This window comes from Aurantimonas sp. E1-2-R+4 (genome assembly GCF_036549515.1).
Lineage (GTDB): Bacteria > Pseudomonadota > Alphaproteobacteria > Rhizobiales > Rhizobiaceae > Aurantimonas > Aurantimonas coralicida_A.
This window is the reverse complement of sequence record NZ_JAZHLK010000022.1, coordinates 1-21,397: the sequence shown is the minus strand read 5'-3', so window position 1 is coordinate 21,397 and position 21,397 is coordinate 1. Positions and strand designations below refer to the sequence as shown.

Genomic DNA, 21,397 nt, shown 5'->3' with positions numbered 1-21,397 from the left:
CCGCCCGTCCAGCTTTCGCGGGCAAGTGCCGGGCGGCGCGTGCGCGGTGCTGGGACATCGCGCCATGGCAGCAGCCCATACCTAGGTGAGTATATCGGCGTCTCATGGCTCTTTCCGCCAAACTGCACTTGCGGCAGACGCAATCGCTGGTGATGACGCCCCAGCTGCTGCAATCGATTCGCCTGCTCCAATACAGCCATCTCGAACTGAAAGCCTTCGTCGAGACCGAGATGGAGCGCAATCCGTTGATCGCGGAAGCCGATACGGCCGCGTCGGACGAGCCCGCGCCCGAGAGCCCGGACGGCCATCCGGCCGATACGGACAAGGCCGTCGGCGAGGATCCGGAGCATGGCGGCTTGACCGGCGCCGCGAGCGATGGCGCGGCCTTCGAGAGCGGCTTTTCAGGACGCGATGACGCCGGCGACGACAGGCCAGCGCAATCCGGCCCGAGCCTGCGCGGCGAGACGCGCCTGATCGGGACCGGTTCCGATTTCGGCATCGACGACCTGGCGGACAACCGCCCGTCCCTTCACGCCCACGCGCGCGGTGAAGTCGCCGACGCGCTGGCGCCCGGCCTGGAGCGCAAGATCGGCGAGGCGATGATCGAGCTTCTCGACGAGTGCGGCTATTTGCGGATCACCCCGGAGAGTTTCGCCGCCGATCTCGGCGTTGCGGTGACCGACGTCGAAGCGGCGCTCGTGATCCTTCAGCGCGAAGCGACGCCGCCCGGGCTGTTCGCACGCGATCTTGCCGAATGCCTGATGCTCCAGCTGCAACGCCAGGGCCGGTTCGACCCGGTCATGCGGACCGTTCTCGCCCATCTCGATCTGCTTGCCCGGCGCGACTTCGCCGCGCTTAGACGCCTCACCGGCGAGGACGATGCCGGTCTGATGGATATCTTCGCCGAGATCCGCGGCCTCGATCCCAAGCCCGGACACGCCTTCGATCATGAGGGTTTCGAGACCCTCATTCCCGACGTCATCGTCACCGAAGCGCCGGATGGCGGCTGGCGGGTCGAACTCAACCCGGACGCGTTGCCGCGTGTGCTCGTCGACAACGCCTATCTGCGCACCGTGCGCGGCGGCTGCCTCTCGGACGACGATCGCGCCTTCATCGGCGAATGCCAGCAATCGGCCAACTGGCTGGTGCGCTCGCTCGACCAGCGGGCCAAGACGATCGTCAAGGTCGCGAGCGAGATCGTGCGCCGCCAGGACGGGTTTTTGACCCATGGAATTAAGGGGCTGAAGCCGATGACGCTGATGGCGGTCGCCGAAGCGATTGGAATGCATGAATCGACCGTCAGTCGGGTCACCGCGTCAAAATTCATCGCGACGCCACGCGGCACGTTCGAGATGCGCTTCTTCTTCACCGTGGCAATCGCCTCGGCGCATGGTGGCGATGCCCATTCGGCCGAGACGGTCAAACATCGAATCAGGGCGCTGGTCGACGCCGAAAGTCCCGGCAAGGTCATGTCCGACGACGACATTGCCGCCATCCTTCACAAGGAAGGCGTCGATCTGGCGCGGCGAACCGTCGCGAAATACCGCGAGGCGCTCGGCATTCCGTCGTCGATCCAGCGTCGGCGCGAGATGAACGCGCGGCGGCTGGCCTCTTGACGAGGGACCACGGGGTAGCGCAGACCAGAGAGATGCTCGGGCTTTTGCGGAAAGGGGGATGGGCCATGATCCCCGCGTTGACAGTCTTGGCGTTCATCCCTAGAAGGCGCCACTTCGTGAATTCGGTCGGATCCGCGCGATCCGGCACCGTCGCCGCGTGAAAATTGCGGACCAAACGGCATCCAACGCCCGCCCGGCGCGTTTCACTTGACCGGCACCAGAGGCCGAAACGGTCATCTCACAGGAGCTTTCAAGCATGAGCCTTCGTGTATCGGGAAAGCACATGGACGTCGGCGAGGCGTTCCGGACGCGGATCGAGGAACGGCTGAGCGAAGCCGTCGACAAATATTTTGACGGCAATTTCTCCGGCACCGTCGTGATCTCGAAAAACGCCGCCCGCTACTCGTCCGATTGCACCTTGCACCTCGACACCGGCGTGGTTTTCCAGGCCGCCGGTGAGGCGCACGATCCAGAGTCCAGCTTTGCCGACGCCGCCGAGCGCATCGAGAAGCGTCTCAGGCGCTACAAGCGTCGGCTCAAGGATCACCGCCCACACGTCAACGGCCGCGACATGGCCTACTCCGTCATGGCGGCGATCCCGGATGAAGAGGAAGAAATTCCCGAGGACTTCTCGCCGGCGATCATCGCCGAAACCACGCTGAAGGTCGGAACTCACTCGGTCGCCGGCGCGGTGATGGAACTCGACCGGCAGGACGGTCCGGTCGTTGTCTTCCGCAATGCCAAATCCGGGGATCTCAACATCGTCTTCCGGCGGCCCGACGGCAATTACGGCTGGGTGGATCCATCGACCTACGCTGGCGACGCTTGAGCGCCGCGCAAGGTTCAAGGCTCAGGTTGACGCGCTCCGCAGCAAGAGGCACCTCAGCGATGGATTTCGAGACGCTCATCGAACCCGCGGCGATTCTGCCCGCCTTGCGGGCCACATCGAAGAAACAGGTACTTCAGGAACTCGCCGAGAAAGCAGCGTCGCTGACGGGGCTGCCCGAGCGCGAGGTGTTCGAGACCATCCTGCAGCGCGAAAAGCTCGGCTCGACTGGCGTCGGCAACGGCATCGCCATCCCGCATGGCAAGCTTCAGGCGCTCGATCACATCGTCGGTGTTTTCGCGCGGTTGACGCGTCCGGTGGATTTCGACGCGCTCGACGACCAGCCGGTCGACCTCGTCTTCCTGCTGCTCGCGCCGGAGGGGTCGGGTGCCGACCATCTCAAGGCGCTGTCCAAGGTCGCGCGGCTATTGCGCAACCGGGATACCGTCGCCAATATCCGCGACGCTCGCGATGCCGGTTCGCTCTACGCGCTGATGACCAGCGCCTCGGCACAGAACGCCGCCTGATTTTCTCCATCTCCCACGAAAAAGGCGACCACGCCGGTCCGGCATGGTCGCCTTGGTCTGTCGTCGTGGTCGGTCGCCGTCAGTGGAGGCTGACCGTCTCCAACTCGTTTTCGTTGGCGCTCGCCAGGATGCTGCCGCGGTCGTCGGACACCGCCAGCGGCGTGCCGTCGGCCGAGAACAAGGCCCAGAGATTGAGACCGGGGCGGATCGATTGCGCGGCGGGGAATCTCGCCCGCATCTCGTCCGACGTCATCTGGCGCAGATACGCGACATGGCCCTCGCCGATGGCGGCAAGATCGGTCTCGCTGACAGTCGAAATCTGGTGTTCGGTCATGGCACCGTCTCCTTTAAAGGCTACGCGATACTCGGTCAGTCGGCGACCGCGATCTCGATCTTCTTAACGATTCGCTCAGGCTCCGGCTTTGCCAGATCGATGAACAAAAGCCCGTTCTTCAACCGCGCTCCGATGATCCGCATACCGTCCGCGAGCAGGAAGCACTTCTGGAACTGCCGCGCGGCGATGCCGCGATGCAGATATTCGCGCTCGGTCTCGTCGCTCTGGCGACCGCGGATCAAAAGCTGGTTCTCTTCGGTCGTGACCTCCAACTCCTCCGGCCTGAAACCGGCGACCGCAAGGGTAATGCGGATCAGGTCGTCGCATATCTTACCGTCCTTGCCAGGCCGGATACGTTCGATATTATAGGGCGGGTAGCCGTCGCCAGCCTTAACAATCCGCTCAAGGGTCTTTTCGACACTGTCGAAGCCAAGCAGAAGCGGGCTGGAAAACGGCGTCATACGGCTCATCGGTCTGCCAAGTCCTTCAAGAAGCGACTTTCTGGGAGATGGCCCTTTAGCGGCACCTTCTCCGGCTTTCACTTCTCCATATGGCGTCGCCTGTCCGGCCATTCAATCCATCGCGCTGGTGCCGTGGATGTCACGATACTGGCACCGTTTCCTTGCCAAACGGAAAACGGCGACCCGAGCCGGGCCGCCGTTGGCTTGTCCAGTCGAACCTGCCCGTCGGGTCAGGAGGCGGTGGTCGCGCCCGGCTTGAAGGCTAGCGCCACGCCGTTCAGGCAATGCCGCTTGCCAGTCGGCGCCGGACCATCGTCGAAGATATGGCCGAAATGCCCGCCGCAGGTGGCGCAGTGGACTTCGGTTCGCGGATAGATCAGCGCGTAGTCCGTCCTGGTGCCGATCGCCGACGCCGACAGCGGCGCCCAAAAGCTCGGCCAACCGGTCTTGGAATCATACTTGTTCGCCGAGGAATATGCCGGCGTATCGCATCCGGCGCAGGCATAGACGCCCGCCTGCTTGTTGTCGTTGAGCGGGCTGGTGAAGGGGCGCTCGGTCGATTCCTCACGTAGAACGGCAAACTGTTCCGGCGTCAGCTTGGCGCGCCACTCGTCCGGGGTCAGCGACACCGGAAACGCCGCTTCGCGGCTTTTCGCGCGCGAGCCGAAAAACAGACCGCCGCCGATGGCCGTCGCGGCCATCGCCGCGGTGCTCAGCAGAAAATTGCGTCTCATCATGATGGTCTCCCTGGTTCGACGAGGCGGCATTCGCCGTCACCTCCCCGGCCGCACGGGTAGTTGCCACGTCGCGACGCGGCAGCTGATCGTCGCGACAATAGGGGCACTGAGGCCCCCGCGCCATTCACGAAGGGCGCGGGGGCGATCACATCGGCAGGAGCGACATCAGCCCGCCGTGATCGGGACCGAGCCTTATTTCGGCATCAGCACGCTATCGATCACATGCACGACGCCGTTTGCCTGCATGACGTCGGCCTGGGTGACCGTCGCGGCATTGCCGGATTCGTCGATGACGACCAGCTTGTCGCCGTCCATCTGCAGCGTCAGCGTGCCGCCCGAAACGGTGGTGACGTTATGCTTGCCGCCATCGTCCTTGATCATCTGCATGGCCGCCTGGGACGTCGCCGCCGCCGGGACCACATGATAGGTCAGGATCTTGGTGAGCTGATCCTTGTTTTCCGGCTTCAGCAGCGTCTCGACCGTGCCGTCGGGAAGCTTCTCGAAGGCTTCGTTGGTCGGCGCGAAGACCGTGAACGGTCCCTCGCCGGCGAGCGTCTCGACGAGACCGGCGGCCTTTACCGCCGCGACCAGCGTCGTGAGATTGTCGGCGGCCGAGGCATTTTCCGGGATGGTCTTGGCCGGGTCCATCGGCGCGCCGCCGACCATCGGCATGTCCTGGGCGAAGCTGGCCGAGGTGACGCCCACGGTGCCGACGGCGATGAGCGAGGCGATGGCGGTGGTGCGGATCAGAGTCTTGATCATGTTGGAAGTCTCCCTGTTTCGTTGGTGAAACGTTCCGTCCCGACTTGGGAGGATGCGGGAGATACGAAGCCGGCCGCAACCGGCTTCACTTTTCGCGATCACGTAATCGTCAGGAGGGAAGGAGGCTGGGCATCCGACACGGGCCCGCGCTTGGTGAAGCTCGCCGCACGCGCCCGCGCGCCCCGGCGGACATATCAGCCGGTATCCTATCGGGCTTTTTCTGGCCCAATCCTATTCGGGGACAGCCACGCCCGTGCCACCCAGTTCGGCTGGGAAGTCCTTCAACTTGGGCAAGCCGTCCTTCATTGGCAGGACCGTCTCGGAATAGTTCACGTGGACGCCGGGGACAAAAGCGACGCTCGGGATCGTCGCGGCATAGACATCGGTCAAGCCAAAGGTCGGATGGTCGGTCATGATATGGCCGCCGCATTTCGTGCAGAATTGACGGTCGCTTTTCTCCGTCTTCTGAAACCGGCCGATAAACTCTGCCCCCTTCGTGACGCTCACATTTTCCGGCTTCCACAAGGTGAATGCGTTAACCGGTCCAGCAGACCATGACCGGCAGGACCCGCAATGGCAGTAACCCATGGCCTCCGGCTCGCCTTTCACTTCCATTTCCACGGCGCCACAGAAACATATCCCTTTGTGTCGTTCGGGCATATCGATCCCCTTTGTGGTATGGACGCCGCGCTCGTTCTAGAAGGTCGCCAGCTTACTCCTTTCCCGCAACTTGAAAAGGCGGCGGACGTTTGCGCGCCGTACCATTCAACCGGATGACCGGCACCCGACCTCAATCATCCACGCTCCCGCGCATCCGCTTGGTCTGGGAACGGCCCTTCTTGGCTTTCAGCCGGCGCTCGATCGAGCCTTTGGTCGGCCTGGTCTTGCGGCGCGGCGGCGGCGGCGGCTTCAGCGCCTCACGGACGAGCTCGGCCAGCCGCTCCCTGGCGTCCTCGCGGTTGCGCTCCTGACTGCGAAAGCGCGAGGCCTCGATGAGGACATTCCCATCCTTGGTCGCCCGCTGACCGGCCAGCCGCAGCAGCCGGCGATGCGCATCGGGATGCAGCGCAGTGGACTGACTCCCGAGGAACCGGAGCTGCACCGCCGTCGAGACCTTGTTGACGTTCTGGCCGCCCGGGCCGCCGGCGCGGATGAATTGCTCCTCGAGATCGGCGTCGGGAATCGTCACCCGATCGTTGATCTTGAGATCGTTCTCCCCCGCCATTTGCCTCGCCCTTCGCTTGCCGCCCGGCTTCCCTTGCGATCCCGGTTCGGCCTGATCGCACTATAGAGGGTCTTCGGTGATCGCAACGCGCCCGCCTCACGCCGCGCCTATCGGCAAACGAAAAGGCCCGCAGCCGGGGCCGCGAGCCTTTGCTCGAACGAACGGTCTTTGCGTGGCGGGGCTATTCGGCCGCCATCGCCTGGGCCGGCGCGGCCTCGAGCACGTCGGCATCGACGTGGCTCTCGAATTTCGCGAAGTTGTTGCGGAACATTTCGACCAGCTTTCTCGCCTGGGCGTCGTAGGCCGCCGTATCGGCCCAGGTCGAGCGCGGGTCCAGGATGGCGCTGTCGACGCCCTCCACCGCGACCGGCACCTGGAAGCCGAAATTCGGATCGGTGCGGAACTCGGCGTCCTTCAGCGAGCCGTCGAGCGCGGCGGCGAGAAGCTTGCGAGTCGCCTTGATCGGCATGCGATGGCCGGTGCCGTAGGCGCCGCCGGTCCAGCCGGTGTTGACCAGCCAGCAATCGACGTCGTGGCGACCGATCAGATCGCGCAGGAGATTGCCGTATTCCGAGGGGTGACGCGGCATGAACGGTGCGCCGAAGCAGGTCGAGAAGGTCGCCTCGGGCTCGGTCACGCCCTTTTCCGTTCCGGCGACCTTCGCGGTGTAGCCGGACAGGAAGTGGTACATGGCCTCGGCCGGGGTCAGCCGGGCGATCGGCGGCATCACGCCGAACGCGTCGGCGGTCAGCATGATGATGTTCTTCGGATGGCCGTCGCGGCCGGTCTCGCTCGCATTGGGAATGAAGTGCAGCGGATAGGCGGCGCGGGCGTTCTCGGTGAGCGAACCGTCGTCGAAGTCGGGCACCCGGTCGGCATCGAGCACGACGTTCTCCAGCACCGTGCCGAAGCGGCGGGTGGTCGCGAAGATTTCGGGTTCGGCCTCGGCCGACAGGCGGATCGTCTTGGCGTAGCAGCCACCCTCGAAATTGAAGATGCCATCCTCGCCCCACCCGTGCTCGTCGTCGCCGAGCAGGGTGCGGTGCGGGTCGGCCGACAGGGTCGTCTTGCCGGTGCCGGACAGGCCGAAGAAGACCGCCGCGTCGCCGTCCGGACCGACATTGGCCGAACAATGCATCGGCATGACGCCGCGCTCCGGCAGGAGGAAATTGAGTGCCGAGAACACCGACTTCTTCATCTCGCCGGCATAGGAACTGCCGCCGACCAGGACGATCTTGCGCGTCATGTCGACGGCGATCACCGTCTCGGAGCGGCAGCCGTGACGCTCCGGATCGGCCTTGAACGACGGCAGGTCGATGATCGTCATCTCCGGCACGAAGTCCTTCAGTTGATCCTCGGTCGGACGGATCAAAAGCGTGCGGATGAACAAGGAGTGCCAGGCGTATTCGGTGACGACGCGCACGCGGATCGCATTGGCCGGATCGGCGCCGCCGATCAGATCCTGCACGAACAGATCACGGCCTTTCGCGGCGGCCTTGAAATCGTCGTAGAGCCGCTCGAAAACCTCGGGCTCCATCGCCGCGTTGTTGTCCCACCAGACCACGGGATCGGTGGTGTCGTCGCGGACGAGGAATTTATCCTTCGGCGATCGACCCGTGTGCTTGCCGGTGACGGCGGCAAAAGCACCGTGCGCCGTCAACTGTCCCTCGCCCCGCCTGACGGCGGTCTCCACCAGTTCCGCTTCCTTGAGGTTCCACCGTACCGAGGACAGATCCGACAATCCCGTCGTCTCGATCCCGCTATTGGCGTTGCGCGTGCCGATCTCGTCCACCCGTCATCTCCCATGCCGTGCGGCCGCTCCTCAGCAAGCGGTCTCGCAATAGACCTGCTTGATACTGCCCGAGGGCCTGCCGATCAACCCGATTCATCTGGGAATGCTTAATCGAAACAGGATGTTAATCGATTTAGACTGGCGATGGATCATTCTAATCGGTTCGATCCGCTCTACAAATCGTTTGATATGTCGGCGATTTTTTTCGCACGATGCTCCGCAACGCGGGCGCGGCCTTTCGACTTTAGCGCCCGCGGCTTTGTAATTTTGTCATTCCGCCACATTTACCGCAGATGGGCGATACTATCGCGCCAACAGCGGGGAGGTCCGGATCGACCGGCCTTCTCCCAGAAGGGACAGGCCTGCCGCCGGACAAAAGACCGTCGGCAACCGGCGAGACAGCTGGGCGCTTCAAACGACAGCGATGTCGCGTGGAGGGTGGAAAATGGAGAGTACCGCAATGCCTACGATCGCCCTGGTCGACGACGACAGGAATATTCTCGCGTCGGTTTCCATCGCCCTTGAGAATGAGGGCTACCGGGTCGAGACCTACACCGACGGGGCGTCCGCCCTCGAAGGTCTGCAGTCGCGCCCACCCAATCTTGCGATCTTCGATATCAAGATGCCGCGCATGGACGGCATGGAACTGCTCAGGCGCCTGCGGCAGAAGTCCGATCTGCCAGTGATCTTCCTGACGTCGAAGGACGAGGAGATCGATGAGCTCTTCGGCTTGAAAATGGGCGCCGACGACTACATCCGCAAACCGTTTTCGCAGCGGCTTCTGGTCGAGCGGGTGCGGGCGCTGCTGCGGCGTGGGGCTGCGCGTGAGGGCGTCGCCAAGACCGGCGTGCCGACGCCCGAATCCTCGCTCGAGCGCGGCCAGCTGGTCATGGACCAGGAACGGCACACCTGCACCTGGATGGGCCAGCCGGTCACCCTGACGGTGACCGAGTTCCTGATCCTCCATTCGCTCGCCCAGCGGCCGGGCGTAGTGAAGAGCCGTGATGCCCTGATGGACGCGGCCTATGACGAGCAGGTCTATGTGGACGACCGCACGATCGACAGTCACATCAAGCGGCTTCGCAAGAAGTTCAAGGTGATCGACGACGATTTCGACATGATCGAGACCCTCTACGGCGTCGGCTATCGTTTCCGCGAAGCTTGAGGCGCGCATGGTCTCGATAGCCGAGCCCAACGAGGACGACGGCAGCGGTGTCGGGCCGAAGGGGCAGCGCCGCGAGGCAATCCTGCGCAAACGGCTGCGGCGGCTGCCGCTGATCCGACGCGTCCTCTATCAGGCGCGGCGACTGCTCGGCCATACGATCTTTTCCTCGCTGACGCGGCGCATCGTCTTCCTCAACCTCGTGGCGCTGATCGTCCTCGTCTCGGGCATCCTCTATCTCAACCAGTTCCGGGCCGGCCTCATCGACGCGCGCGTCGAAAGCCTTCTGACCCAAGGCGAAATCATCGCCAGCGCAATAGCCTCCTCGGCGACGGTCGAGACCAATTCGATCACCCTTGATCCAGAGCGCCTCCTAGAACTGCAGGCCGGTGACACGCTGGCCCCAAGCGCCGACATCACCGACAGCCTGGAGTTTCCGATCAATCCGGAGCGCGTCGCGCCATTGCTGCGCCGGCTGATCTCGCCGACCCGCACGCGGGCGCGGCTCTATGACCGCGACGCCAATCTGATCCTCGATTCGCGGCATCTTTATTCGCGCGGCCAGATCCTGCGCTACAATCTGCCGCCCGTGGCCGAAGAGGAGCCGGCCTTCGTCGACGCGGCGGTCAACTGGTTCCGTCATCTGTTCCAGCGCAGCGACCTGCCGATCTATCGCGAGACGCCGGGCGGATCGGGCGCCGCCTATCCGGAGGTGATGAACGCACTGACCGGTGGCCCGGCCACGGTCGTACGGGCCACTGAGAGCGCGGAACTCATCGTCTCGGTGGCGGTGCCGATCCAGCGCTTCCGTGCCGTGCTCGGGGTGCTGCTCCTGTCGACCCAGGGCGGCGACATCGACAAGATCGTCCAGGCGGAGCGCATGGCGATCGTCCGGGTTTTCGCCGTCGCCGCGATCGTGACCATCGTCCTGTCGATCCTGCTCGCCTCGACCATCGCGACGCCGCTGCGGCGCCTCTCGGCGGCGGCGATCCGGGTTCGGCGCGGCGTCGACGAGCGGGCGGCGATTCCCGATTTCGGCGATCGCGCCGACGAGGTCGGCAATCTCGCGACCGCCCTTCGCGACATGACCAATGCGCTCTATGCGCGTATGGACGCGATCGAATCCTTCGCCGCCGACGTTTCCCACGAACTGAAAAATCCGCTGACCTCGCTGCGCAGCGCGGTGGAGACGCTGCCGCTGGCCCGCACCGAAACCTCCAAGAAGCGCCTGCTCGAGATCATCCAGCACGACGTCCGGCGGCTCGACCGGCTGATCACCGACATCGCCGACGCCTCGCGCCTTGACGCCGAACTTGCCCGACAGATCGCCCAGAAGGTCGATCTGGCCGCGCTTTTACGCTCTGTAGTCGATGGCGCCCGCGGCAATTCGCGGGCGCGCCGTGATGTGAAGATCACCTTCGAGAAGCAACGATTGCCCGCTTCGATGAAGCGTGGCCATGTCGTTACCGGGCATGATCTGCGGCTCGGCCAAGTGTTCACCAACCTGATCGAGAACGCCCGATCCTTCGTCCCGGAGACCAACGGCCGGATCGATGTCCTCTTGCGTAGGCGCGGCCAGCGCGTCGTCGTCACGATCGAGGACAACGGACCGGGCATCCAGGCCGAGATCATCGACCGCATTTTCGAGCGCTTCTACACCGACCGTCCGGCCGAGGAAGATTTCGGACAGAACTCCGGCCTCGGCCTGTCGATCAGCCGGCAGATCGTCGAGGCCCATGGCGGCACGCTGCGGGCGGAAAACATCGAGGACGGGGACGCGCCGAATGGTGTCGCCGGCGCCCGCTTCACCGTCTCGTTGCCGGCCGAATGAGCCAGTCCGCCAATCTGCACGGCTGCGCGATCGCGATCGGCGGTCTGGGTGTCCTGGTTCGCGGCCCGGCGCGCAGCGGCAAGTCGGCGCTCTGCCTGTCCGCCTTGCGGCGCGGCGCTTCGCTCGGCCTTCCCGCCCGCCTCGTGGCCGATGACCGGGTCGTCGTAACGCGAAGCGACGCCGGCATTGTCCTGAGCGCTCCGGCCAATCTGCGCGGGCTGATCGAGGTTTCGGGAATCGGCATCCTGCGCGAGGAAACTGTGGCTTCCGCCAACCTCGGCCTCGTCGTCGATTTGTGCGATCCGACGGCGATCGAGCGCCTGCCGGAGAACGGCACGATCACGATTCTCGATGTCAGCGTGCGCCATGCCCGCCTGCCCGCGCGCGCTGCTGCCTTCGGCGCCGACATCCTCGTCTCCCTTGTCATGTCGCCCTTGGTCGACGGTCGATGACGTTCATCGATCGATTCCTGCGGGTATGCGCTATCATTTGACTTGCGCATCGGCGGCAGGATGACAAGATGCGCCCGCTACTGACCGGAGGCTGATGCGCCTGCCGTCGCCAGGTCACGGCGACCGGTGAGACCGGTCGCCGATTTTAGGGAGTTCATCAAATGTCGGGCCAGGCAATCCAAGCGTTGTGCGCATGATCGGGTTGGTACTCGTGACTCACGGCCGGCTCGCCGACGAATTTCGGCACGCGGTGGAACATGTGGTCGGTCCGCAGGACGCCTTCGAGACGATCTCGATCGGCCCCGAGGACGACATGGAGCAGCGCCGCGTCGACATTGTCGAGGCCGTCGCCCGCGCCGAACGGGGTGACGGGGTGATCATCCTCACCGACATGTTCGGCGGAACGCCTTCCAATCTCGCCATTTCGGTGATGGATGGCACCCATGTCGACGTGCTGGCGGGGGTGAACCTGCCGATGCTGATCAAGCTGGCGAGCGTGCGGGAGGAAAAACCGCTTGCCGAGGCGCTCGTCGCCGCACAGGAAGCCGGCCGCAAATACATCAATGTCGCCAGCCGCGTCCTCAGCGGAAAATGATGACGCGACGCCTCGACAATTCTGACCCTCATGAAAAACCAAAGACGGTGACCGGGTCGGAAGTCCCGTCTGTCGCGGTCGCGCCCCCCCGCGGCAAGGGCGCCGATGGGCCGCCGCCGCCGCGCAGCCTGACAATCGTCAACCGGCGTGGTCTGCACGCCCGCGCCTCCGCCCGCTTCGTCCAGACCGCCGAGGCCTTCGACGCCGAGTTGACGATCTCGCGCGATGGCCTGACCGTGGGCGGTCAGTCGATCATGGGCCTGATGATGCTGGCGGCCAGCCAGGGAACGGTGATCGAGGTGGCCGCGCGGGGAGCGGACGCCGAAGCCGCGCTCGATGCGATCGAAGCGCTTGTCGCCGATCGCTTCGGCGAGTCCGCCTGAACGGCGGACCGCATCGCTTAATCAGCCGAGCCGGGACGGTCGGCTGCATTGCCGTCGTCCGCGTCGGGCGCTCCTTCAGCCGTCCCGTCCGGAGAAACGGAAGGCGATCCCGGCGACGCGGAATCCGACGCCTTCACATCGGGCTGCTCCGCGTCGGCATCGGGGGCACCATCAGCGGACGAATCGGAGATGATCAACCCCCACAGATCGTCGGTCGCCTTGCGCGCCCGCTCCATCGGCAACACGATCCGGCCCTCGCTCACCGCCGCCGTCAAATTGTCGCGCAGGCCGGCGGCGATCCGGTCGCCCCCGGCGGCGGCGATCGACGCCCAGCCATAGGCACGCATCAGGTTACGCGGCATCGTCGCGCCTTCGTAATAAGCAAACGCCAGGCGACGGATCGTCGACCAATCATGCGCCTCGAACGCGCCGACCTCGATCTGGCGCTGCGATTCGCCGATCTTGGTCCGCCGCCAGCGCTGCAAGGCCTCGTCCTCGGCTACGGCCAGCTCGTCCGGGCTCAGCCGGCGGCGGAGCGCGTCGAGACTGGCGTTTTGGACGGACAGCCGGTCCGCCTTGGCCAGGAGCATCGCGACATAAGCGCCGCGCAATTGCTCCTGGGCGATCGCGACGCCGGGATCGAGCGCCAGTGCACGGGCAAGAAGGCCGATCGCGGCCCGGTTGTCCGAACCGGCCGCGGGCAGGAGGAGCGTCACGCCACGGGCGATATCCTGCGGAACGCCCCGGCCTTCGATCAACGCCTCGGCCGCCGGCAGGACCGCTTCGATCGGTCCGTCGGGGGCGAGCGTGATCGTCGTCGGATCGACGAGCGCGATGAGCTGCGACGTTCCTGCCACAACCATCGGGTTGAGAGCCAGAATATCCTCAGCGCCCATTGCCCCTTGCGTCAGGCGGGCGAGGTCGAGGGGCGATGCCGGATCAAGCGACACCTCGAGCCGATCCGGCTGGGTCAAAAACGACTGGATCGTCGCCGACCAGCTGCGGGCCATCTCCTGAAGGCGCGGGCTCTGCCCCCCGGGCAGGTCGGAAAATAGCGCCGTCACACCAATTCCGGCCATCATCGAGGCCGTGCCGCGGGCCTGCTCGGCGGTCATGCCCTGCTGCCCGCCGAAGACCTCGTACAGCACCGAAGCGAGACCTGCGTCGGCGAAGGCGATCCGGGCCGATCGCAGCTGGCCCGCGAGTTTCGGGCTTCCGCCCGCCTCGGCGTCGTCGAAACCCTCGAGCGGTGCGAGAATATGGAAGCCTTCGAGGTCGGCGGTGATCTCCAACGTGCCGGCACCGTCGATCCGCAGCGACGCGCTCAGATCGTAATCCGCCGCCGCCGCGTCCACGCGGCCGGTCAACGCGACATCCCCCGTCACGATCTCCCGGTCCAGCTTGCGCAAGACGGCGCGTGTCGTGGGATCGAGCGGCAGGGCCCGCGTGTCGACGGCAACGTTCTCATACACGGCCTCGTCGCCGGACACGCGGAGTTGGCCAATGCTCGCCTGGAACGCATCGCGGCGAATCTCAAGGTCGGTCACCACCAGCGACCGCGTCACCGGATCGTAGCGGCGCGTCCCATAGGTGATCTCGGCGACACTGCGGCCCGCATAGACGACGAGGTCGAACACATGGGGGGAATAGGGAAGCGCGAAGGCGATGAACCCGTCGGGCCATTTGGTGTCCGCCGTTGCCACCGGCCGCTGCGCCGGAACGATCTGGGCAGCGACGGTCTGGGCCGCGGCGGTCTGGACGCTCGTCACCCCCATAGCGGCCATGGCCGCAGCCAGCAGCGCAATCTTCACGCCCATGCGGCCGTCCTCCCCGACGATATCCCAGCGGGCCAAGCTACCGCGAAACGCCGTGCCGTCAAAATGCCGCACCCCATCAAGACATAAGCAAATGTTTATATCCTCTTGCCGCGACGGTCTCCGCCTGCTATGGCGTCGCCGAGAACGCTGGAGCCAGGCTCCGGCACGATATTCTTTTCCAGCACGAATGGACGCCGCATGGCCAACGACTACGTCGTCAAGGATCTCTCGCTCGCGGACTGGGGCCGCAAGGAGATGGACATTGCCGAAACCGAAATGCCAGGCCTGATGGCCTGCCGCGAGGAATTCGGCGCCGACAAGCCGCTCAAGGGCGCGCGGATCACCGGGTCCCTGCACATGACGATCCAGACCGCGGTGCTCATCGAAACGCTTCAGGCGCTCGGAGCCGAGGTGCGCTGGGCGTCCTGCAACATCTTCTCCACCCAGGACCAGGCCGCGGCGGCGATCGCCGCCACCGGCACGCCGGTCTATGCGATCAAGGGCGAAAGCCTCACGGACTACTGGACCTATACCGACAAGATCTTCCAGTGGCCGGACGGCCAGCCCACCAACATGATCCTCGACGACGGCGGCGACGCCACGATGTACATCCTGACCGGCGCGCGCGCCGAGGCCGGCGAGGACGTCCTGTCCAATCCCGGCAACGAGGAAGAGGAGATCCTCTTCGCGCAGATCAAGAAGCGCATGGCCGAGACGCCGGGCTTCTTCGCCCGCCAGCGCGATGCCATCAAGGGCGTCACCGAGGAGACCACCACCGGCGTCAACCGGCTCTACCAGTTGCAGAAGAAGGGGCTGCTGCCGTTTCCGGCGATCAACGTCAACGACAGCGTCACCAAGTCGAAATTCGACAACAAATATGGCTGCAAGGAATCGCTGGTCGACGGCATCCGCCGCGCGACCGACGTGATGATGGCCGGCAAGGTCGCCCTGGTCTGCGGCTATGGCGATGTCGGCAAGGGCTCGGCCGCTTCGCTCCTCGGCGCCGGTGCCCGGGTCAAGGTGACCGAGGTCGATCCGATCTGCGCCCTGCAGGCGGCGATGGACGGCTTCGAGGTCGTGACGCTGCAAGACGCGGCGCCGACGGCCGACATCATCATCACCACGACCGGCAACAAGGATGTCGTGCGCATCGACGACATGCGCGCCATGAAGGACATGGCGATCGTCGGCAATATCGGCCATTTCGACAATGAGATTCAGATCGACGCGCTGCGCAATCTCAAATGGACGAACATCAAGCCACAGGTCGACATGATCACCTTCCCGGACGGCAAGCGGATACTGCTTCTGTCCGAGGGCCGACTGCTCAATCTCGGCAATGCCACCGGCCATCCGAGCTTCGTCATGTCGGCGTCCTTCACCAACCAGACGCTGGCGCAGATCGAACTCTTCACCAAGAGCGAACAGTACAAGAACGAAGTCTATGTGCTGCCGAAGCATTTGGACGAGAAAGTTGCACGGCTGCATCTCGACAAGCTCGGCGCAAGGTTGAGCGTCCTCTCTGAGGAGCAGGCCGCCTACATCGGCGTGACGCCTCAGGGTCCCTACAAACCCGAGCATTACCGTTACTGACACCGTCGCGTCGTCAGCACATTCAGAAGAGCCGTCGGGATGCAAGCTATCCCGGCGGCTTTTTCTTTTTGGCGGACCCGCTTTCTTCTGGATTGCGTAAGATCTTACAGGAGTTACCATGACCGAATCGCGGCGGTCCGGGGGCGGCTGGCCGGCGTGATCGCGTTTCCTTGAGTCATGTCTCGAAAAAGCGGCGGCAACATACGGGGGCAGACAAGATGATCGAGGGTTTCGGATCCGGGCGCGCGGGCGCTTTCCGGACAAGGAGCGATTCCGATCCCATCGGGCTGGTAGCGAATGACAGAGGGCCGAGCGACGGGGCCATCGCCGCGGCGGCCAGCCTGGCTCTGGGGATCATCCTGACGCCGGTAGTCGCCCGCGCCCAACTGTACACAATCGCCGGCGGCGTCGACGCTATGCTGAGCCCGGTCGACGTGTTGTATCTCGCGCTTCTCGCCATGCTGCTGGGTGCCGCCATGCTGAGCGCGGTCTTCCTGATCCGCCAGCGCGCGGCGATCGCCGCCGAGAACGAAACCTTGCGCGCGAGCCTGGCCGAGAGCCGCGCCGAGGCCGACGCGCGAGCCGCGCTTCTGGCGGCAGGCGCGGAACGGCTCGTCGTCTACGCCGGAGCGGGCGAAGCGGAAGTCTTCGGCATCCTGCCCGGAACCTGCGGAGCGCCAGCGGAGGAAAAGCGCTTTCTCGCCTTCACCGACTGGATGCCGCGGCAGGACGCTGAGAGCCTCGCCGGAGCGATCGGCAGGCTGCGTAGCGACGCCGAAACTTTCCGGCTCGAGATCGACCTGCAGCGCGGCCGCATGATCGAGGCGACGGGCAGCACATTGGGGGGCCTCGCGGTGGTGCGGTTCGTCCTTCTGGAAGGCGTGCGCGAACGGCTTCATGAGCTCGATGTCGCCCACCGCCGCTCGCTCGCGACGATCGAGACGATGCAGAACCTCTTCGATGCCGCGCCGCTGCCGATCTGGCTGCGCGATCAGGACGCCCGTCTGACCTGGATCAACGAGGCCTATGCGCGTGCTGTCGATGCGAGGACGGTTGCCGACAGCCTCGACCGGCAGATCGAATTTCTCAGCGAGCAGGATCGCCGGACGATCGCCGCGCGCCTCAGTGAGGATCGGATCTTCTCCGGCAAGCTGTCGACGGTGGTCGAGGCCGACCGCCGGAACTTCGCCGTCGTCGAGGCGTCGGGTCCGCTCGGCTCGGCCGGAATCGCGATCGACGTGTCGGAAACCGAACAGGTTCGCATGGAGCTGCGCCAGACCATCGACAGCCAGTCCGAGACGCTGGATCAATTGACCACGGCGGTCGCGCGGTTCGACGAAAAAACCCGCCTGACCTACTACAACGCGGCGCTGCAACGGCTGTTCGACCTCACCAACGCCTATCTGGAGTCCGAGCCCGACCATCTTTCGCTGCTCGACAATCTCAGGACACGCGGCATTCTGCCGACGGAAAAGCTGTTCCGCAGCGAAATCCAGGACCAGGATCTCGCCGCCTATCGGGCGACCGAGCCGACGGAGACGCTGTGGCATCTGTCGGACGGGCGTACCCTCAGGGTCATCGCGACACCGCAGCCGCGCGGCGGCGCCACCTGGGTGTTCGAGGACATCACCGAAAAGCTGGAACTGGAAAGCCAGGTCAAGTCGACCGTCCAGCTGCAGCGCGAGACCATCGACTATCTGAGCGAGGCAGTCGCCGTGTTCGGCAGCGACGGGCGGCTGCGGCTATCGAATCCGGCCTTCGCCGAGATGTTCGGCTTCGATCCGGACTATCTCCTGTCGCGGCCCCGCATCCACACCCTGCCGGACCTTGCGACCGTGACGATCCCGGCGGACGGCGACAGCGCGCAAGGCGCGGGATGGCCCTTGTTCAGCCAGGCGGTCACCGCCTTCGACGAGGCCGGGCGCGATACGGAGACCGGCGAACTGACGCTCTCCTCGGGTCACACCATCGCCTACGGTATCGTGCCGCTGCCGAACGGCCAGACCATGCTGACCTTCTCCGACATTTCCGACGCCCGCGAGGCCGAGCGGATGCTGCGCGAAAAGAACGAGGCGCTGGAACAGGCGAACCAGATCAAGAACGATTTCGTCCAGCATGTGAACTACGAGCTGCGCTCGCCGCTGACCAACATCATCGGCTTCTCGGCGTTGCTGCGCTCGCGTGATACCGGCCCGCTCAACGAACGCCAGAACGAGTATCTCGGCTATATCTCGACCTCGACCTCTTCGCTGCTGACGATTGTCAACGACATTCTGGACCTGGCCACGGTCGACGCCGGCATCATGGAACTCGAATTGTCCGAGGTCGACATCGCCGCCACGGTCGAACATGCGGTCGACGGCGTGCGCGAGCGCCTTGCGGACGCCGAGGTCACGCTCGATGTCGATCTCAGCCAGGCCGGCGGGACATTTTTCGCCGACGGCCATCGCCTGACCCAGATCCTGTTCAACCTTCTGTCCAATGCGGCGAACTTCGCGCCGTCGGGCTCGGCGGTCGCGCTGACGGCGCGGCGCGAGGCCGGCACGATCTCCTTCGGCGTGACCGACCACGGCCCCGGCATCGCCCCCGACCGGATCGATCGGATGTTCGAGCGCTTCGAGGCCAGCCCGGCCGGGGCACGGCAATCGGGGGCCGGCCTCGGGCTGTCGATCGTCAAGAGCTTCGTCGAACTGCACCACGGCACGACGCACATCGATTCAGGTCCCGATCGCGGCACCACGGTCACCTGCACCTTCCCGCTCGATCCCACCTCGCCTGGTGAGATCGGTTCGGAGCAGGCGCGATTCGAGGACGCGGCCGAGTGACCGCCCTAAATGCCCCGCGGATGATCGACGACACGTTTCCCGAATCCCCGCCGCTCGCCGCGATTGCCCGCCTGACGCTGGCCGACGACCCGGCGACGCGGCGTCTCGGCACCGATCTGGCGCTGGCGCTCACCCCCGGCGACGTCGTCGCCCTCTTGGGCGATCTGGGCGCCGGCAAATCCACCCTGGCGCGGGCGGCGATCCGCACGCTGGCCGACGACCCCGGCCTCGACGTGCCCTCGCCGACCTATACGCTGGTGCAGGCCTACGCGACGACGCCGCCGGTCGCCCATTTCGATCTCTATCGCCTCGCCGGCGACAATGAGCTCGACGAACTCGGCTTCGAAGACAGCACCTGCGACGGCATCGCCCTCGTCGAATGGCCGCAAAACGCGCCGAGCGCCCTTGCCGCCGCCACGATCGTCGTCGAACTGGCCATGGCGCCGGGCGGCGGACGCATCGCCACGATCAGCGCGATCGAGACCGCCGGCACCCGCATCCGCCGCAGCCTCGCGATCCGCGAATTCCTCGCCGGAGCCGGCCTTGCCGAGGCGCCCCGCCGCCGCTTCACCGGCGATGCCTCGACGCGCCGCTACGAGACCGTCGAGAGCAATGGCGAGACGCTCGTTCTGATGGACGCGCAGCGCCAGCCGGACGGGCCGCCGGTCCAGAACGGCCTCTCCTACAGCCGCATCGCCCATCTCGCCGAAGACGTCCCCCCCTTCGTCGCCGTCGCGCAAAGCTTGGTCGCGGCCGGTTTCGCCGCCCCGGAGATCCGCAAGGCCGATCTCGACAACGGCTTGCTGCTGATCGACCATCTGGGCTCGGACACGCTGCTCGACGATGCCGGCCGGCCGGTGGCCGAGCGCTACGAGGCGGCCGTCGCCTGCCTCGCCGAGCTGCACGCCACGCCCTGGCCGCGCGAGATGCCGGTCGCGGACGGCATCGTCCACCCTATGCCCGCCTATGATCGCGGCGCGATGCGGATCGAGGTCGAGCTGATCGTCGACTGGTATCTGCCCCGCGCCAAGGGCCGTCCCGCCACGGACGACGAGCGGGCGGCCTTCGCCGATATCTGGAACGGCCTGTTCGACGCTCTCGCCACCGCCGAGACCAGCCTGACCCTGCGCGACTTCCACTCGCCCAACATCATCTGGCGGCCCGGCGAATCGGGGCGGCAACGCATCGGGCTGATCGATTTCCAGGACGCCGTCATCGGCCCCTCGGCCTACGACGTCGCCTCGCTCGCCCAGGACGCGCGCGTCGATATCCCGTTGGAACTCGAAGCCCGGCTGGTCGCCCACTACGTCGCGCTGCGCCAGGCCGAGGGCGGCTTCGACGCGGACAGCTTTCAGCGCGCCTACGCCATCATGGCGGCTCAGCGGGCGTCGAAAATCCTCGGCATTTTCGTGCGCCTTCTGGAACGGGACGCCAAACCGCAATATCTGCGTCACATACCGCGGATAAAGGCCTATCTGCGGCGCACGCTCGGCCATCCCGCTTTGGCCGCGCTCCGCGCCCTTTACCAGGACTGGGGCGTCCTCGACGACGACGACGCGCCCCAGCCCATCAGACTCTCGGATAAGACCCCATGATCGAAAAACCCGCCGCCGCCTTCAAGCCGACCACCGCGATGGTGCTTGCCGCCGGCCTCGGCAAACGGATGCGCCCGATCACCTCGACCATCCCTAAGCCGCTGGTGGAAATTCGCGGGAAGGCGCTGATCGATTACGGCCTCGACGCGCTGGCCCGCAACGGCGTCAAGAAGGTCGTCGTCAACGTCCATTACCTGCCCGACCTGATGCGCGCCCATCTACGCAAGCGCAAGGACATGGAGATCGTCATCTCCGACGAGCGCGACGAGCTGCTGGATTCGGGCGGCGGCATCGTCAAGGCCCTGCCCGAGCTCGGCGCCGAGCCGTTCTACGTGATCAATTCCGACACCTTCTGGATCGACGGCTACCGCGACAATCTCGATTTGCTGGCGAGCTTGTGGGACCCCGCCAGCATGGACGTCTCGCTGTTGATCGCCGACATGCGCCAGGCGACCGGCTATGACGGGCCCGGCGATTTCGTCATGGACGCCGAGGGGCGGCTTACCCGCGTCGAGGAGCGCGACATGTCGCCCTTCATCTATGCCGGCGCGGCGATCCTCAAGCCGCAGGTGTTCGCCGGCATGCGGGAAGAGAAATTCTCGCTCAACCGCATTTTCGACAACGCCATCGACGCCGACCGCCTGTTCGGCGTGCGCCTCGGCGGCCTGTGGATCACCGTCGGCACGCCCGCGGCGATCCCGCTCGCCGAAGCCGCGTTCGTGGCCAGTGCGGCGGCTTAGGGGGGTGTGCCCTTAGAGCGTCAGGCGATTAATCTGCAACATAGCCAGCGGCCTTGAGGTAGTTCCAACATTCTTCGGGCTCGAACAGGTCGCAGATGTTGCCGACTGCACGCCAGAGATCGTC

General features: G+C 65.3%; 20 protein-coding genes. 12 read left to right on the top strand and 8 right to left on the bottom strand.

Annotated features, from left to right (window positions below; translation table 11 throughout):
• Positions 1 to 104: 104 nt before the first annotated feature.
• From rpoN to ptsN, 3 genes are all read left to right on the top strand, one after another.
• Positions 105 to 1,616 (top strand): RNA polymerase factor sigma-54, encoded by a 1,512-nt coding sequence (rpoN, locus tag VQ045_RS11645; RefSeq protein ID WP_331830216.1) that lies wholly within the window; start codon positions 105 to 107, stop codon positions 1,614 to 1,616.
• Positions 1,617 to 1,872: 256 nt separating this feature from the next.
• Positions 1,873 to 2,445, top strand: a complete 573-nt coding sequence (hpf, locus tag VQ045_RS11640; protein WP_327645160.1) for a ribosome hibernation-promoting factor, HPF/YfiA family — start codon at positions 1,873 to 1,875, stop codon at positions 2,443 to 2,445.
• Positions 2,446 to 2,504: 59 nt separating this feature from the next.
• Positions 2,505 to 2,969 carry a PTS IIA-like nitrogen regulatory protein PtsN gene (gene ptsN, locus VQ045_RS11635; protein ID WP_327623610.1) on the top strand — a complete coding sequence of 155 codons (465 nt, stop codon included), beginning with the start codon at positions 2,505 to 2,507 and terminating at the stop codon, positions 2,967 to 2,969.
• Positions 2,970 to 3,048: 79 nt separating this feature from the next.
• Here the strand turns inward: ptsN and VQ045_RS11630 are convergent, their stop codons facing one another.
• From VQ045_RS11630 to VQ045_RS11600, 7 genes are all read right to left on the bottom strand, one after another.
• Positions 3,049 to 3,303, bottom strand: coding sequence for a DUF1150 domain-containing protein (locus VQ045_RS11630; RefSeq protein WP_327623609.1), 255 nt, complete (start codon positions 3,301 to 3,303; stop codon positions 3,049 to 3,051).
• Positions 3,304 to 3,338: 35 nt separating this feature from the next.
• The gene (locus VQ045_RS11625) at positions 3,339 to 3,773 is read right to left on the bottom strand and encodes an Hsp20 family protein (protein WP_327645159.1); all 435 of its coding nucleotides are present in this window, start codon (positions 3,771 to 3,773) and stop codon (positions 3,339 to 3,341) included.
• Positions 3,774 to 3,994: 221 nt separating this feature from the next.
• Positions 3,995 to 4,501, bottom strand: a complete 507-nt coding sequence (gene msrB / locus VQ045_RS11620; RefSeq protein WP_327623607.1) for a peptide-methionine (R)-S-oxide reductase MsrB — start codon at positions 4,499 to 4,501, stop codon at positions 3,995 to 3,997.
• Positions 4,502 to 4,693: 192 nt separating this feature from the next.
• Positions 4,694 to 5,263, bottom strand: coding sequence for a fasciclin domain-containing protein (locus VQ045_RS11615; RefSeq protein WP_331830215.1), 570 nt, complete (start codon positions 5,261 to 5,263; stop codon positions 4,694 to 4,696).
• A 231-nt stretch (positions 5,264 to 5,494) separates the two neighbouring features.
• Positions 5,495 to 5,923, bottom strand: coding sequence for a GFA family protein (locus tag VQ045_RS11610; RefSeq protein ID WP_331830214.1), 429 nt, complete (start codon positions 5,921 to 5,923; stop codon positions 5,495 to 5,497).
• 130 nt (positions 5,924 to 6,053) lie between these two features.
• Positions 6,054 to 6,488, bottom strand: a complete 435-nt coding sequence (arfB, locus tag VQ045_RS11605; protein WP_327645156.1) for an alternative ribosome rescue aminoacyl-tRNA hydrolase ArfB — start codon at positions 6,486 to 6,488, stop codon at positions 6,054 to 6,056.
• A gap of 181 nt (positions 6,489 to 6,669) precedes the next feature.
• The gene (locus VQ045_RS11600; RefSeq protein WP_327623604.1) at positions 6,670 to 8,280 is read right to left on the bottom strand and encodes a phosphoenolpyruvate carboxykinase; all 1,611 of its coding nucleotides are present in this window, start codon (positions 8,278 to 8,280) and stop codon (positions 6,670 to 6,672) included.
• 460 nt (positions 8,281 to 8,740) lie between these two features.
• Here VQ045_RS11600 and VQ045_RS11595 point away from each other — a divergent pair, with 460 nt between their 5' ends.
• From VQ045_RS11595 to VQ045_RS11575, 5 genes are all read left to right on the top strand, one after another.
• Positions 8,741 to 9,445 (top strand): response regulator transcription factor, encoded by a 705-nt coding sequence (locus VQ045_RS11595; RefSeq protein WP_327623603.1) that lies wholly within the window; start codon positions 8,741 to 8,743, stop codon positions 9,443 to 9,445.
• A gap of 7 nt (positions 9,446 to 9,452) precedes the next feature.
• On the top strand, positions 9,453 to 11,273 hold the full coding sequence (locus tag VQ045_RS11590) for a sensor histidine kinase (protein WP_331830213.1): 1,821 nt from the start codon (positions 9,453 to 9,455) through the stop codon (positions 11,271 to 11,273).
• A complete protein-coding gene (locus VQ045_RS11585; protein WP_331830212.1) occupies positions 11,270 to 11,725 on the top strand; it encodes an HPr kinase/phosphorylase in 456 nt (151 codons plus the stop codon). The genes VQ045_RS11590 and VQ045_RS11585 overlap by 4 nt, the downstream gene beginning before the upstream one ends.
• Before the next feature lie 193 nt (positions 11,726 to 11,918).
• The gene (locus VQ045_RS11580) at positions 11,919 to 12,320 is read left to right on the top strand and encodes a PTS sugar transporter subunit IIA (protein WP_253962784.1); all 402 of its coding nucleotides are present in this window, start codon (positions 11,919 to 11,921) and stop codon (positions 12,318 to 12,320) included.
• Positions 12,320 to 12,703 carry an HPr family phosphocarrier protein gene (locus VQ045_RS11575; protein WP_442879857.1) on the top strand — a complete coding sequence of 128 codons (384 nt, stop codon included), beginning with the start codon at positions 12,320 to 12,322 and terminating at the stop codon, positions 12,701 to 12,703. Before VQ045_RS11580 ends, VQ045_RS11575 begins: the two co-directional genes overlap by 1 nt.
• A gap of 17 nt (positions 12,704 to 12,720) precedes the next feature.
• Here VQ045_RS11575 and VQ045_RS11570 read toward each other — a convergent pair whose 3' ends face one another.
• Positions 12,721 to 14,520: a hypothetical protein gene (locus VQ045_RS11570; RefSeq protein WP_331830211.1), complete on the bottom strand. Its 1,800-nt coding sequence runs from the start codon at positions 14,518 to 14,520 to the stop codon at positions 12,721 to 12,723.
• A gap of 198 nt (positions 14,521 to 14,718) precedes the next feature.
• Here VQ045_RS11570 and ahcY point away from each other — a divergent pair, with 198 nt between their 5' ends.
• The 4 genes from ahcY to VQ045_RS11550 all read left to right on the top strand — a co-directional run bounded on the left by ahcY (position 14,719) and on the right by VQ045_RS11550 (position 21,273).
• Positions 14,719 to 16,113: an adenosylhomocysteinase gene (gene ahcY / locus VQ045_RS11565; protein ID WP_327623599.1), complete on the top strand. Its 1,395-nt coding sequence runs from the start codon at positions 14,719 to 14,721 to the stop codon at positions 16,111 to 16,113.
• A 218-nt stretch (positions 16,114 to 16,331) separates the two neighbouring features.
• Positions 16,332 to 18,938, top strand: coding sequence for a PAS domain-containing sensor histidine kinase (locus VQ045_RS11560; RefSeq protein ID WP_331830210.1), 2,607 nt, complete (start codon positions 16,332 to 16,334; stop codon positions 18,936 to 18,938).
• A gap of 20 nt (positions 18,939 to 18,958) precedes the next feature.
• Entirely contained in the window at positions 18,959 to 20,533 is a 1,575-nt protein-coding gene (gene tsaE, locus VQ045_RS11555) for a tRNA (adenosine(37)-N6)-threonylcarbamoyltransferase complex ATPase subunit type 1 TsaE (RefSeq protein ID WP_331830241.1), read from the top strand.
• Positions 20,530 to 21,273 (top strand): nucleotidyltransferase family protein, encoded by a 744-nt coding sequence (locus VQ045_RS11550; protein ID WP_331830209.1) that lies wholly within the window; start codon positions 20,530 to 20,532, stop codon positions 21,271 to 21,273. Before tsaE ends, VQ045_RS11550 begins: the two co-directional genes overlap by 4 nt.
• The last annotated feature ends 124 nt before the right edge of the window (positions 21,274 to 21,397 follow it).